General features: G+C 48.8%; 12 protein-coding genes and 1 other RNA gene. 8 read left to right on the forward strand and 5 right to left on the reverse strand.

The features are described 5' to 3' along the window. Nucleotides 1-5: 5 nt before the first annotated feature. The 5 genes from sufB to ydiJ all read right to left on the reverse strand — a co-directional run bounded on the left by sufB (nt 6) and on the right by ydiJ (nt 6,170). Nucleotides 6-1,493: a Fe-S cluster assembly protein SufB gene (sufB, locus tag QUF14_RS10290; protein ID WP_024212174.1), complete on the reverse strand. Its 1,488-nt coding sequence runs from the start codon at nt 1,491-1,493 to the stop codon at nt 6-8. 8 nt (nt 1,494-1,501) lie between these two features. Next, complete coding sequence (gene sufA / locus QUF14_RS10295; protein WP_000367153.1) at nt 1,502-1,870, reverse strand: Fe-S cluster assembly scaffold SufA; 369 nt, start codon at nt 1,868-1,870, stop codon at nt 1,502-1,504. A 548-nt stretch (nt 1,871-2,418) separates the two neighbouring features. Continuing rightward, nucleotides 2,419-2,607, reverse strand: coding sequence for a YdiH family protein (locus tag QUF14_RS10300; RefSeq protein WP_001296104.1), 189 nt, complete (start codon nt 2,605-2,607; stop codon nt 2,419-2,421). A gap of 99 nt (nt 2,608-2,706) precedes the next feature. Then, a complete protein-coding gene (menI, locus tag QUF14_RS10305; RefSeq protein WP_000637986.1) occupies nt 2,707-3,117 on the reverse strand; it encodes a 1,4-dihydroxy-2-naphthoyl-CoA hydrolase in 411 nt (136 codons plus the stop codon). Further along, on the reverse strand, nt 3,114-6,170 hold the full coding sequence (ydiJ, locus tag QUF14_RS10310) for a D-2-hydroxyglutarate dehydrogenase YdiJ (RefSeq protein WP_000613025.1): 3,057 nt from the start codon (nt 6,168-6,170) through the stop codon (nt 3,114-3,116). The genes menI and ydiJ overlap by 4 nt, the downstream gene beginning before the upstream one ends. A 386-nt stretch (nt 6,171-6,556) precedes the next feature. Here ydiJ and ydiK point away from each other — a divergent pair, with 386 nt between their 5' ends. The 8 genes from ydiK (at nt 6,557) to QUF14_RS10350 (ending at nt 14,667) form a co-directional block, all read left to right on the forward strand. Beyond that, a complete protein-coding gene (ydiK, locus tag QUF14_RS10315) occupies nt 6,557-7,669 on the forward strand; it encodes an AI-2E family transporter YdiK (RefSeq protein WP_000248647.1) in 1,113 nt (370 codons plus the stop codon). Nucleotides 7,670-7,854: 185 nt separating this feature from the next. Next, nucleotides 7,855-7,962, forward strand: an RNA gene (gene rprA / locus QUF14_RS10320) — antisense sRNA RprA. Nucleotides 7,963-8,098: 136 nt separating this feature from the next. Continuing rightward, entirely contained in the window at nt 8,099-8,455 is a 357-nt protein-coding gene (locus tag QUF14_RS10325; RefSeq protein WP_001310864.1) for a YdiL family protein, read from the forward strand. A 98-nt stretch (nt 8,456-8,553) separates the two neighbouring features. Continuing rightward, nucleotides 8,554-9,768 (forward strand): MFS transporter, encoded by a 1,215-nt coding sequence (locus QUF14_RS10330; protein WP_100733785.1) that lies wholly within the window; start codon nt 8,554-8,556, stop codon nt 9,766-9,768. 226 nt (nt 9,769-9,994) lie between these two features. Continuing rightward, nucleotides 9,995-11,260 carry an MFS transporter gene (locus QUF14_RS10335; RefSeq protein ID WP_001354705.1) on the forward strand — a complete coding sequence of 422 codons (1,266 nt, stop codon included), beginning with the start codon at nt 9,995-9,997 and terminating at the stop codon, nt 11,258-11,260. 11 nt (nt 11,261-11,271) lie between these two features. Further along, the gene (gene ydiB / locus QUF14_RS10340) at nt 11,272-12,138 is read left to right on the forward strand and encodes a quinate/shikimate dehydrogenase (RefSeq protein WP_000383469.1); all 867 of its coding nucleotides are present in this window, start codon (nt 11,272-11,274) and stop codon (nt 12,136-12,138) included. A gap of 30 nt (nt 12,139-12,168) precedes the next feature. After that, nucleotides 12,169-12,927, forward strand: a complete 759-nt coding sequence (gene aroD, locus QUF14_RS10345) for a type I 3-dehydroquinate dehydratase (protein ID WP_000860201.1) — start codon at nt 12,169-12,171, stop codon at nt 12,925-12,927. A 144-nt stretch (nt 12,928-13,071) separates the two neighbouring features. Continuing rightward, nucleotides 13,072-14,667 carry an acyl CoA:acetate/3-ketoacid CoA transferase gene (locus QUF14_RS10350; protein WP_000805655.1) on the forward strand — a complete coding sequence of 532 codons (1,596 nt, stop codon included), beginning with the start codon at nt 13,072-13,074 and terminating at the stop codon, nt 14,665-14,667. Nucleotides 14,668-14,680 lie beyond the last annotated feature (13 nt).

Here is a 14,680-nt window from a genome sequence, read left to right on the forward strand (position 1 = left end):
ATTCCTTATCCGACGCTGTGTTCAAGACTGATGGCGAGGAGTTTTTGTGCTTCAACGGCAAATTCCAGCGGCAGTTCTGAGAACACGTCTTTGCAGAAACCGTTAACAATCATCGAGATGGCGTCTTCTTCGCTGATCCCGCGTTGCAGGCAGTAAAACAGTTGATCTTCACCAATACGTGATGTCGTTGCCTCGTGCTCCAGTTGCGCGCTGTTATTGCGACATTCGACATACGGGAAAGTATGCGCCCCACAATTAGCGTCTATCAGCATTGAGTCGCACTGGGTGAAGTTACGTGCATTGGTTGCCGTCGGCATGATTTTCACTAAGCCGCGATAACTGTTCTGGCTGTGTCCGGCAGAGATCCCTTTCGAGATAATGGTCGATTTGGTGTTTTTACCGATGTGGATCATCTTGGTGCCGGTATCCGCTTGCTGATGACCGCTGGTCAGTGCCACCGAGTAAAACTCACCAATGGAGTTATCGCCGCGCAAAATGCAGCTGGGATATTTCCACGTAATCGCTGACCCGGTTTCTGATTGCGTCCATGACATTTTGCTGTTTTCGCCTTCGCACAAAGCACGCTTGGTGACGAAATTGAGAATACCGCCGGTGTTGTTATCGCCAGGGAACCAGTTTTGTACCGTGGAATATTTCACCTCGGCGTTTTTATGGATGATGACTTCCACCACCGCCGCGTGTAACTGATAGCTGTCGCGCACCGGAGCGGAACATCCTTCAATGTAGCTGACGTAGCTGTCTTCGTCGGCCACCAGAATGGTGCGCTCAAACTGTCCGGTTTTTTCCGCGTTAATGCGAAAATAGGTGGAAAGTTCCATCGGGCAACGCACGCCTTTAGGCACATAAATAAACGTACCGTCAGAGGCCACCGCCGCATTAAGCGCGGCAAAGAAGTTGTCATTCCCCGGCACCACGGTGCCGAGATATTTACGCACCAGTTCCGGGTGATCGTGGATCGCCTCGCCAAAGGAACAAAAAATAATTCCCTGCTCCGCCAGTTTTTCGCGATAAGTGGTGGCAACCGAAACAGAGTCGAAAATGGCATCCACTGCCACTTCTTTGCCTTCCCGTACGGGAACGCCCAACTGCTCAAACGCCGCCTCCACCTCTTTACTTAAAAAGGCGTTCGTGCCAGTTTGCTGCACCGCGCCGGGCTCCGACGCGCAAGTGTCGTCACAATTACCGCACGATGGTGCTGAGTAGTAGCTGTATTCCTGATAATTCAGCTTGTCGTAGTGCGCTTTCAGCCAGTGCGGCTCTTCCATCTCCAGCCATGCGCGATAAGCTTTGAGACGAAACTCCAGCATCCACTCCGGCTCATTACGCTTCGCCGATATTGCGCGCACCACCTCTTCGTTTATCCCCTTTGCCAGCTCATCAGTGGCTAACTGGGTGAAGAATCCTTCTTTATAATTCAGCGGGCCGCCGGTCCAGGTTTTGACATCGTCAGTTGCTTCAGTATTACGAGACATAGTACCGCCTATACCCCAAAGCTTTCGCCACAGCCACATTCATTCTGGGCTTTCGGGTTGTGAAATTTGAATATCTGATTAAGTCCTTCACGAACGAAATCGACTTCCGTGCCATCAATAAACGGCATCGCTTGCAGCGGGACAAACAGCTTCGCGCCGTCATGTTCAAACAGCAGATCGTCTTTGTCTGGCTCGCTAACACTGTCGAGCACATAGCCAAAGCCCGCGCAGCCCGTTTGCTTCACGCCTAAGCGCACGCCGACCATACCTGGTTGCTTTGCCACCAGCTCACGGATGTGGGCCGCGGCAGCAGGTGTCAGCGTTAAGCCCTGCCAGGCGAAATCCTGTGGATTAAAGGTTCCTGAATGCATGTCCATCGATTTACCTCACTTCATCGCTTTCAGCGTATAACAGCATGTTAGTGATAATGATTATCAGTTCAACCCAGCAAACGCAGGGGCTTTACCGTAAAACATGCTTTTTTCCTGCTTTTAATAAGCATAGACCCTGATGTGTGGGTTAACAGGCACGCTAAGAATTAGGTATCTCATTGTTAGATAATGATTATTATCTAAGGAGCATTAAGGCTGTGATGAAAAAGAAAAAGTTGTATTGAAAATGACTATTTAAGAGATAGGTAAAAAAGTGCAGCGTTCAGAAATAAGAAAACCCTTAAGTCTGTGCATCACAGGCTTAAGGGTTTCTACCCCATCCGGCGCTTATCTCCGGCACTCACAGTGGCTTAGCTCTTGAAGGGGCGATAAGAATAGTCTCATAAAGCTAAGCCGCTGTTTTAGCACAAACTGCGATTTGTATTATTTTTGAACGTTATCAGGCGGGTAGATAAGCAGTATTAAGAAGGCCCTCGAACCTGGACGAAGATTAATCCAGGCCGATTTGGCGAACTCGCGGCATTACGTCAGGATCAATGCACGCCCAAACGCCAGGCAAAGTAGATTTCTTCTTTTAATTCAGCAGAAGAGAGAGTAAGCAGGTCAGCAAATTCAAGTTCTAGTTGTTTCAGACGTTTGAGATATTGGGCAGGTGAAAGATTGCTCTGGTCACGGCGTAAAAATTCAATGGCCAGCTGGGTGGGATCAAGTTGAGTAGACATAGCATCCTCGCTTTTAGACAAGACCTGCACAGTATACCACCGTTTACTGTGCAGATAATGACCAAAAGCAATATGCGTCACACTTTTCTGGTGACAACGTCACAAAATAGCGGTCGTCAATCGTGACGAACAGCACAAACGCCCTTTCTCATCGAAGATTTCAATCTGCCAGACCTGGTGACGCGAACCGAGATGCAACGGTTTGCATACGCCGCGCACCCGCCCTTCTCGTGCCGAGCGGACGTGGTTAGCATTGATTTCCAGACCAACCACCTTTTGCTCACCTTCGGTACATAAATAACCGGCAACGGAACCGATACTTTCGGCCAGTACCACGGATGCCCCTCCATGCAGCAACCCGAAAGGCTGCTTTGTCCGCGAGTCTACTGGCATTGTCGCTTCAAGGGTGTCATCACCAATATGTTCAAAGCGAATATCCAGCAACCCCACCATATTTCCTTCACCCATTGCATTCAGTGCTTCCAGGGTGATTTTTCGTTTCCATATCATTTAATAATCTCCAGTAAAGCCTGCACAGGATGGCGTACCCCCGTGCCTTCAACCCGTTTTACCTGGCTGCGACAGGAATATCCGGTCGCCAGACAGCGGTTACGCGGCAGTCGCTGCATAGCCTGATGCCAGGATAACTCATAGATCCCGAGCGAATTTTTATGGTTTTTCGCTTCATGTCCGTAAGTCCCTGCCATGCCGCAGCAACCCACGCTGACATTTTCCAGTTTCGCGCCAAAACGGGCAAATATCGCCGCCCATTGTGCTGGCGCGCCCGGCAAGGCGGTAACCTCGGTACAGTGACCAAAGAAATACCATGATTCACCGCTGACTGTAGCCACTGGATGTGACTCAAGTGCGCTTGCCAGCCATTCATTCGCCAGTAAGACCTTAAACTCGCCACGCTCCTCGCCCAGAGCCAGTTTATATTCATCGCGATAACAAAGTACCAGCGCTGGATCGACGCCCACCATTGGCATTCCCAATTTCGCCATTCGGTTGAGATAATCCGCCGTTTTTTTCGCCGTCTTCGCAAAACGATTAAGAAAGCCTTTGATATGCTGGGCTTTGCCATTCGGCGAAAATGGCAGTAACACGGGCTGGAAACCTAATTTTTCGACCAGACGGACAAAATCCGCCACCACTTGCGCATCGTAATAGCTGGTAAAGGGGTCCTGCACCACCAACACCGTGCGCGCTTTCTGCTCTGCATTGAGAACTTCAAGCTGTTCCAGCGTCATGTTTGCCGAGCGATGCCCCACCATTTGTTGTTGCAGCGAGGGAACCGACAGCAGCGGCAAATCAACCATGCCGATATGTTTTTCCGAGAGTTTGCGCACCAGCGGCTGGTTAATGAAGAAGTTAAAGGTTTTCGGCGCGCGTGCCATCAGCGGTGCGTAGCTCTCGACCGTGGCGACGAGGTGGTCGCGCAGCGGGCGTAAATAACGGGTGTGATAGAGCTGCAGAAAACGAGAGCGAAACTCCGGCACATCAATTTTGATGGGGCACTGAGTCGAACACGCTTTACAGGCCAGGCAACCCGACATCGCCTCTTTGACTTCGTGCGAGAAATCATATTCGCCTTTATTCGCATGCCAGCTATTGCGCGTGCGGGCAATTAATGTCCGCAGACTGACGCCGGATTCAGGCAGTTCCTGTTCCAGTTTGAGTGGGTCAACGCCGCGATCTGCCAACAAACGCAGCCATTCACGCACCAGCGTTGCGCGCCCTTTCGGTGAATGAATCCGGTTCTGGGTTATCTTCATCGACGGGCACATCGGACTGCGGGCATCAAAGTTGAAGCATAAACCGTTGCCATTACACTCCATTGCCCCGCGCCACTGCTGGCGTACCGCGATGGGGATCTGTCGATCATATGTGCCACGCTTCACCGCGTCCACTTTCATCATCGGCGCATCGAGACCTTCTGGCGGGCAAATCTTCCCTGGGTTGAGTCGGTTATGCGGGTCAAATGCCGCTTTCACTTTGCGCAGTTCTGCAAAAAGTTCCTCACCGAAAAACGCCGGGCTGTATTCAGCGCGAAAACCTTTGCCGTGCTCGCCCCACAACAAACCACCGTATTTCGCAGTCAGCGCCACCACGTCATCAGAGATTTGCTTCATCAAAATCTCTTGTTGTGGATCGCACATATCCAGTGCCGGACGGACGTGCAAGACACCTGCGTCGACGTGACCGAACATACCGTAGCTTAAGCCGTGGCTGTCGAGCAGCGCGCGAAATTCAGCAATATAATCGGCCAGATGTTCCGGCGGTACGCAGGTATCCTCAGCAAACGGAATTGGCTTAGCGGCACCTTTGGCATTGCCAAGCAGACCAACGGCTTTTTTGCGCATCGCATAGATACGTTCAACACCCGCCAGTTCGCGGCACACCTGCCAGCCAATCACACCTGCTTGCTGGCTGGCGATAAGTTCATCCAGCCGCGCACAGAGCGCATTCACCTGCTGATCGATAAGTGCTTCATCGTCTCCGGCAAATTCAACAATGTTTAGCCCGAGCATCTGTTTGTCAGGTACATCGGTAATCAGTTCACTGACGGAATGCCAGACGATATCTTCCCGCGCCAGGTTTAGCACTTTAGAGTCCACTGTCTCTACCGAAAGCGCCCGAGCTTCGACCATAAACGGTGCGTTACGCAGCGCGGAATCAAACGAATCATACTTCACGTTTACCAGACGGCGCACTTTAGGCAAGCGAGTTATATCCAGCTGAGCCTCAGTAATAAATGCCAGTGTTCCTTCTGAACCGGTGAGAATGCGAGTCAGGTCAAACTCGGTCATCTCGTCGTTAAAGACGTGGCGAAGATCGTAACCCGTAAGAAAACGGTTAAGTTTGGGGAATTTGTCGATAATTAACTGGCGTTGCTGACGGCAACGTTGATAAACAGTGTTGTAGATACGCCCGATAGTGGTATTGGTTTTACCCAGCGTTTCTGCCAGTTCGACGGGTAAAGGTTGCGTATCGAGAATATCGCCCCCCAACAACACCGCGCGTACGCCAAGTACGTGATCTGACGTTTTGCCATAGACCAGCGATCCCTGACCGGATGCATCGGTATTGATCATCCCACCGAGCGTTGCCCGGTTGCTGGTCGAAAGCTCCGGCGCAAAAAAGTAGCCGAACGGTTTCAGGTACTGATTGAGTTGGTCTTTTATCACCCCGGCCTCAACGCGCACCCAGCCCTCTTCAGGGTTAATTTCGATGATGCGGTTCATATGGCGGGACATATCAACAATAATCCCCTGGTTGAGCGCCTGACCGTTAGTGCCGGTGCCGCCGCCGCGGGGGGTAAAGATCAGCGATGAATAGCGTTCCTGCGCGGCAAGACGGGCGATCAGCGCCACATCTGCGGTCGAACGCGGAAATACCACTGCATCGGGGAGAAGTTGGTAAATACTGTTGTCGGTCGACATTGTCAGACGATCGGCATAACTTGTCGCCGTATCGCCAGTAAAACCCTGTTGCTCCAGCTCTTGCAAAAAATTAAGCACCAATTGAACGACGCCGGGTGCCTGGGAAATCTGTGGAATCATTATATTGACCCTTTCCTGCGGTCTGTGATGTAGATCGATACACTGTTCTTTCAGGCTGCTAATAGCGCACTGAAAGGTGATGTTTGTTTACTCTATGGATTTCGAGTTGCAGGAAGGCGGCAAGCGAGTGAACTCCAGGAGCTTACAAAAGTAAGTGACTGGGGTGAACGAACGTAGCCGCAGCACATGCAATTTGAAATACGACGAGTAAATCGTTTGCGTGTTGCCTGAGTTGTTGTACCACATTTTTTTCTAACACGCCCATCAGAATTAAGGGCAGAATCGGCCTGTTAAAAACCGCTGAAATTGCTCATCATTATGCAGGTGAGTTTCGCGTGTTCACGTCGCGTCGACGATTTGACGCACAAAAAAGGTGAAAAGTAGTTATGGTAAATGTTCGTCAGCCCAGGGATGTCGCACAAATTCTGCTTTCGGTGCTGTTTTTAGCCATCATGATTGTGGCATGTCTGTGGATTGTTCAACCCTTTATTCTCGGCTTCGCATGGGCCGGTACGGTGGTTATCGCTACCTGGCCGGTATTGTTACGTTTGCAAAAGATCATGTTTGGCCGCCGCTCTCTCGCCGTTCTGGTGATGACGCTGTTATTAGTGATGGTGTTTATCATCCCTATTGCCTTGTTGGTTAACAGTATTGTCGATGGCAGCGGTCCGCTAATTAAAGCTATTTCCAGCGGTGACATGACGTTACCCGATCTGGCGTGGCTTAATACCATACCGGTGATTGGCACGAAGCTGTATGCAGGCTGGCACAACTTGCTGGATATGGGAGGCACGGCGATCATGGCAAAAGTCCGCCCTTATATTGGCACTACCACCACCTGGTTCGTTGGGCAGGCGGCGCATATCGGGCGCTTTATGGTGCATTGTGCGCTGATGCTTCTCTTCAGTGCCCTGCTGTACTGGCGCGGTGAACAAGTGGCGCAAGGCATTCGCCATTTTGCAACCCGTCTGGCAGGCGTTCGCGGAGATGCCGCCGTACTGCTGGCTGCACAGGCTATCCGCGCGGTGGCGCTGGGTGTGGTGGTGACGGCGTTAGTACAGGCTGTGCTTGGCGGTATCGGCCTCGCGGTATCCGGCGTACCTTATGCAACTTTGCTCACGGTGTTAATGATCCTCTCCTGCCTTGTCCAACTTGGCCCGCTGCCGGTACTGATTCCGGCGATTATCTGGCTCTACTGGACCGGCGATACCACCTGGGGAACGGTATTGTTAGTGTGGAGCGGTGTGGTTGGCACGCTGGATAACGTCATCCGCCCAATGTTAATTCGCATGGGTGCCGATTTACCGCTGATCCTGATCCTCTCTGGCGTTATTGGTGGTTTGATTGCTTTCGGGATGATCGGTCTGTTTATTGGTCCGGTTCTGTTAGCCGTTTCCTGGCGTCTGTTTGCCGCGTGGGTGGAAGAAGTCCCACCGCCGACTGACCAACCGGAAGAAGTTCTCGAAGAACTTGGCGAAATCGAGAAACCGAATAAGTAATTTCTCATCAGGCGGTTCTGCCGCCTGATTGTTAACCACCGCTAATTGATATTTGCTTGCTCTTCACTATATTTTCCTGCTTACCGCCTTTCAGCTGGTAGTACCTGTCGCAAATTCTTTACAGTTTTTAAACTAATGAGACGAATCTGATCGACGCAAAAAGTCCGTATGCCTACTATTAGCTCACGGTTATAAATCAACATATTGATTTATAAGCATGGAAATCCCCTGAGTGAAACAACGAATTGCTGTGTGTAGTCTTTGCCCATCTCCCACGATGGGCTTTTTTTTAACATTTTTCCGCTTCGCTACCTCGCCCCCTCACTCTTTCCAATAATGTTGCACAAGATACTGTGACTCTCTTCAAGCCGTCGGCAGGCTGATAATGTTATTTATATTTTATTGTTTATTTCATGCAGCCATTACACGATGAACGCTTATGAACTCCAGGCACTTCGCCATATTTTTGCCATGACTATTGATGAATGCGCGACCTGGATTGCCCAGACCGGTGACAGTGAAAGCTGGCGTCAGTGGGAAAATGGCAAATGCGCCATTCCTGATCGTGTGGTCGAGCAACTGTTGGCTATGCGACAGCAACGAAAAAAACATCTTCATGCCATCATAGAGAAAATAAATAACCGCATCGGCAACAACACCATGCGTTTTTTCCCTGACTTAACCGCGTTTCAACGTGTCTACCCTGATGGCAATTTTATTGACTGGAAGATCTATCAATCGGTAGCCGCTGAATTATATGCACACGATCTGGAGCGCCTTTGTTAATTTTCCAAAGAAAGGAATTGTCGTTGTTACAACAATAATGAACGGATGCTGAGACAACATCGCTTCACTTTTTAAAGCACCTTTGCTAAGTAGAACCTATGAAAAATCCCTATTTCCCTACCGCACTTGGGTTGTATTTTAATTACCTGGTGCATGGTATGGGCGTCATTTTGATGAGCCTGAATATGGCCTCGCTGGAGACGCTTTGGCAGACTAATGCCGCAGGCGTCTCAATAGTTATCTCATCGCTGGGTATTGGTCGATTAAGTGTCTTGCTTTTTGCAGGATTATTATCCGATCGCTTTGGTCGCCGCCCTTTTATCATGCTCGGGATGTGCTGCTATATGGCCTTCTTTTTTGGCATCCTGCACACCAATAACATCATTATCGCTTATGGTTTGGGCTTTCTGGCGGGAATGGCAAACAGTTTTCTCGATGCAGGCACCTATCCCAGTTTGATGGAAGCTTTTCCACGTTCACCGGGTACAGCTAATATTTTAATTAAAGCATTTGTTTCCAGCGGGCAATTTTTATTACCGCTAATCATCAGCCTGTTAGTGTGGGCTGAACTGTGGTTCGGCTGGTCCTTTATGATTGCCGCAGGCATTATGTTTATTAATGCTCTGTTTTTATACCGTTGTACGTTCCCACCCCATCCGGGTCGTCGCTTACCTGTCATAGAGAAAGCCACCAACTCTACGGAACATCGCTGTTCAATTATCGATTTAGCCAGTTATACCTTATATGGCTATATCTCAATGGCAACCTTTTATCTGGTTAGCCAGTGGCTGGCACAGTACGGACAATTTGTTGCAGGCATGTCATACATTATGTCGATCAAACTACTCAGTATCTACACCGTGGGTTCGCTGCTTTGTGTATTTATTACCGCTCCACTCATTCGTAATATCGTTCGCCCAACAACATTACTGATGCTGTACACCTTTATCTCATTTATTGCTCTGTTTACCGTCTGCCTGCATCCCACATTTTATGTGGTGATAATATTTGCTTTTGTCATTGGTTTTACCTCTGCTGGAGGTGTTGTGCAAATTGGCCTGACGTTAATGGCTGAACGTTTCCCCTACGCTAAAGGTAAAGCTACAGGGATCTATTACAGTGCGGGCAGTATTGCGACCTTTACTATTCCGTTGATTACGGCTCATCTGTCCCAAAGAAGTATTGCCGATATTATGTGGTTCGATACCGCCATCGCTGCCATCGGTTTTTTACTGGCACTGTTTATCGGCTTACGCAGCCGCAAAGAAACGCAGCATAACTCGCTAAAGGAAAATGTCGCTCCGGGTGGGTAATGCAATATTCTTTTCAGGTCATGCAAGATCTTACGGATAAATAACTCTTTCTGCGCTAACTAAGGAAAATCGCGATCAAAAACAAACTATGACATGCAATATTCCTGGAAACATAAACTTTATGCCATGTACCCAGGGAAAATCATCTTCAGTATAGTAATTATGTAAACCGTCGGAGAACAATACGTACGGTAACGAAATAATCTTTCAGCAAGGAGCTGTGAAAATGTCTCAAAATAAGGCTTTCAGCACGCCATTTATCCTGGCTGTTCTTTGTATTTACTTCAGCTATTTTCTGCACGGCATTAGTGTTATTACGCTTGCCCAAAATATGTCATCTCTGGCAGAAAAGTTTTCCACTGACAACGCGGGCATTGCCTATTTAATTTCCGGTATCGGTTTGGGGCGATTGATCAGTATTTTATTCTTCGGTGTGATCTCCGATAAGTTTGGTCGTCGGGCGGTGATATTAATGGCAGTAATAATGTATCTGCTATTCTTCTTTGGTATTCCCGCTTGCCCGAATTTAACTCTCGCCTACTGTCTGGCAGTGTGCGTAGGTATCGCTAACTCAGCGCTGGATACGGGTGGCTACCCTGCGCTCATGGAATGCTTTCCGAAAGCCTCTGGTTCGGCAGTCATACTGGTTAAAGCGATGGTGTCATTCGGGCAAATGTTCTACCCAATGCTGGTGAGCTATATGTTGCTCAATAATATCTGGTACGGCTATGGGCTGATTATTCCGGGTATTCTGTTTGTACTGATCACGCTGATGCTGTTGAAAAGCAAATTCCCCAGCCAGTTGGTGGACGCCAGCGTAGCTAATGAATTACCGCAAATGAACAGCAAACCGTTAGTCTGGCTGGAAGGTGTTTCATCGGTACTGTTCGGTGTAGCCGCATTCTCGACCTTTTATGTGATTGTGGTGTGGATGCCCAAATATGCGATGGCTTTTGCTGGTATGTCAGAAGCTGAGGCATTAAAAACCATCTCTTATTACAGTATGGGTTCGCTGGTCTGTGTCTTTATTTTTGCCGCACTGCTGAAAAAAATGGTCCGGCCCATCTGGGCTAATGTATTTAACTCTGCACTGGCAACAATAACAGCTGCCATTATCTACCTGTACCCTTCTCCACTGGTGTGTAATGCCGGAGCCTTTGTTATCGGTTTCTCAGCAGCTGGCGGCATTTTACAGCTCGGCGTTTCGGTCATGTCAGAGTTTTTCCCCAAAAGCAAAGCCAAAGTCACCAGTATATATATGATGATGGGTGGACTGGCTAACTTTGTTATTCCGCTGATTACCGGTTATCTGTCGAACATCGGCCTGCAATATATCATTGTTCTCGATTTTACTTTCGCGCTGCTGGCCCTGATTACCGCAATTATTGTTTTTATCCGCTATTACCGCGTTTTCATTATTCCTGAAAATGATGTGCGGTTTGGCGAGCATAAATTTAGCACCCGGTTAAACACAATTAAGCATAGAGGTTAAAGGAGTTAATTATGGATGTTACCGCAAAATACGAATTGATTGGGTTGATGGCCTATCCCATCCGCCACAGTTTATCGCCCGAAATGCAGAACAAAGCCTTAGAAAAAGCGGGATTGCCATTTACCTATATGGCCTTTGAAGTGGATAACGATAGTTTTCCCGGAGCAATTGAAGGATTAAAAGCCCTCAAAATGCGCGGAACTGGTGTATCAATGCCGAACAAACAACTGGCGTGTGAATATGTTGATGAATTAACGCCAGCAGCCAAACTGGTGGGTGCCATCAACACCATCGTAAATGATGATGGCTATCTGCGTGGCTATAACACCGACGGCACGGGCCATATTCGCGCCATTAAAGAGAGCGGTTTTGATATCAAAGGCAAAACGATGGTGCTGTTAGGGGCCGGAGGTGCCTCAACGGCAATTGGCGCGCAGGGGGCAATTGAAGGTTTAAAAGAAATTAAACTCTTTAACCGTCGGGATGAGTTCTTCGATAAAGCCCTCGCCTTCGCGCAGCGGGTTAACGAAAACACCGATTGTGTCGTCACGGTTACCGATCTCGCCGATCAGCAAGCCTTTGCTGAAGCCCTGGCTTCCGCCGACATTTTAACCAATGGCACAAAAGTGGGCATGAAACCCCTTGAGAATGAATCATTGGTTAATGATATCAGTCTGTTACATCCGGGACTTCTGGTCACTGAATGCGTGTATAACCCGCATATGACGAAGTTATTGCAGCAGGCGCAACAAGCTGGTTGCAAAACGATTGATGGATACGGCATGTTGTTGTGGCAAGGGGCTGAACAGTTCACGTTATGGACTGGCAAAGATTTCCCTCTGGAATATGTTAAACAGGTCATGGGGTTCGGTGCCTGACAGGCTGACCGCGTGCAGAAAGGGTAAAAAATGAAAACCGTAACTGTAAAAGATCTCGTCATTGGTACGGGCGCACCTAAAATCATCGTCTCGCTGATGGCGAAAGATATCGCCAGCGTGAAATCCGAAGCTCTCGCCTATCGTGAAGCGGACTTTGATATTCTGGAATGGCGTGTTGACCACTATGCCGACCTATCCAATGTGGAGTCTGTCATGGCAGCGGCAAAAATTCTCCGTGAAACCATGCCAGAAAAACCGCTGCTGTTTACCTTCCGCAGTGCCAAAGAAGGCGGCGAGCAGGCGATTTCCACCGAGGCTTATATTGCACTCAATCGTGCAGCCATCGACAGCGGCCTGGTTGATATGATCGATCTGGAGTTATTTACCGGTGATGATCAAGTTAAAGAAACCGTCGCCTACGCCCACGCGCATGATGTGAAAGTTGTCATGTCCAACCATGACTTCCATAAAACGCCGGAAGCCGAAGAAATCATTGCCCGTCTGCGTAAAATGCAGTCCTTCGACGCCGATATTCCTAAGATTGCGCTGATGCCGCAAAGTACCAGCGATGTGCTGACGTTGCTTGCCGCGACCCTGGAGATGCAGGAGCAGTATGCCGATCGTCCAATCATCACGATGTCGATGGCAAAAACTGGCGTAATTTCTCGTCTGGCTGGTGAAGTATTTGGGTCGGCGGCAACTTTTGGTGCGGTAAAAAAAGCCTCTGCGCCAGGGCAAATCTCGGTAAATGATTTGCGCACGGTATTAACTATTTTACATCAGGCATAAGCAATAATATTTCGGCGGGAATACCCTCCCCCGCCGAACTAAAAAAATATATTCAACCGTATTTAATAAAAATATTTCGTGAGTCTCTGCGCTCTAATTCTCCATCTGGCGTAGGGAAAATTACACCTGAATCAGGAATTAACAATGAAACCTGTAAAACCACCTCGTATTAATGGACGAGTGCCGGTCCTGTCGGCACAGGAAGCGGTGAATTATATTCCCGACGAAGCAACACTTTGTGTGTTAGGCGCTGGCGGCGGTATTCTGGAAGCCACCACGTTAATTACTGCTCTTGCTGATAAATATAAACAGACTCAAACACCACGTAATTTATCGATTATTAGTCCAACAGGGCTTGGCGATCGCGCCGACCGTGGTATTAGTCCGCTGGCACAAGAAGGTCTGGTGAAATGGGCATTATGCGGTCACTGGGGACAATCGCCGCGTATTTCTGATCTCGCAGAACAAAATAAAATTATTGCTTATAACTATCCACAAGGTGTACTTACACAAACCTTACGCGCCGCCGCAGCCCACCAGCCTGGTATTATTAGTGATATTGGCATCGGAACATTTGTCGATCCACGCCAGCAAGGCGGCAAACTGAATGAAGTCACTAAAGAAGACCTGATTAAACTGGTCGAGTTTGATAACAAAGAATATCTCTATTACAAAGCGATTGCGCCGGATATCGCCTTTATTCGCGCCACCACCTGCGACAGCGAAGGCTACGCCACCTTTGAAGATGAGGTGATGTATCTCGACGCATTGGTTATTGCTCAGGCGGTGCACAATAACGGCGGTATTGTGATGATGCAGGTGCAGAAGATGGTTAAGAAAGCCACGCTGCATCCTAAATCTGTCCGTATTCCGGGTTATCTGGTGGATATTGTGGTAGTCGATCCGGATCAAACCCAACTGTATGGCGGTGCGCCGGTTAACCGCTTTATTTCTGGTGACTTCACCCTTGATGACAGCACCAAACTTAGCCTACCCCTAAACCAACGTAAATTAGTTGCACGGCGCGCATTATTCGAAATGCGCAAAGGCGCGGTGGGGAATGTCGGCGTCGGTATTGCTGACGGCATTGGCCTGGTCGCCCGGGAAGAAGGTTGTGCTGATGACTTTATTCTGACGGTAGAAACAGGCCCAATTGGCGGTATTACTTCACAGGGGATCGCCTTTGGCGCGAACGTGAATACCCGTGCCATTCTGGATATGACGTCCCAGTTTGATTTTTATCACGGTGGCGGTCTGGATGTTTGTTATTTGAGTTTTGCTGAAGTCGACCAGCACGGTAACGTCGGCGTGCATAAATTCAATGGTAAAATCATGGGCACCGGTGGATTTATTGATATCAGTGCCACTTCGAAGAAAATCATTTTCTGCGGCACATTAACTGCGGGCAGTTTAAAAACAGAAATTGCCGACGGCAAATTAAATATCGTCCAGGAAGGACGGGTGAAGAAATTTATTCAGGAACTACCGGAAATTACTTTCAGCGGAAAAATCGCTCTCGAGCGAGGACTGGATGTTCGTTATATCACTGAGCGCGCCGTATTCACGCTAAAAGAAGACGGCCTGCATTTAATCGAAATCGCTCCTGGCGTCGATTTACAAAAAGATATTCTCGACAAAATGGATTTCACCCCAGTGATTTCGCCAGAACTCAAACTGATGGACGAAAGATTATTTATCGATGCGGCGATGGGTTTTGTCCTGCCTGAAGCGGCTCATTAACAGGAGTATAATG

Source organism: Escherichia sp. HH091_1A (assembly GCF_030295175.1).
In the GTDB taxonomy this organism is placed as follows: domain Bacteria; phylum Pseudomonadota; class Gammaproteobacteria; order Enterobacterales; family Enterobacteriaceae; genus Escherichia; species Escherichia coli_F.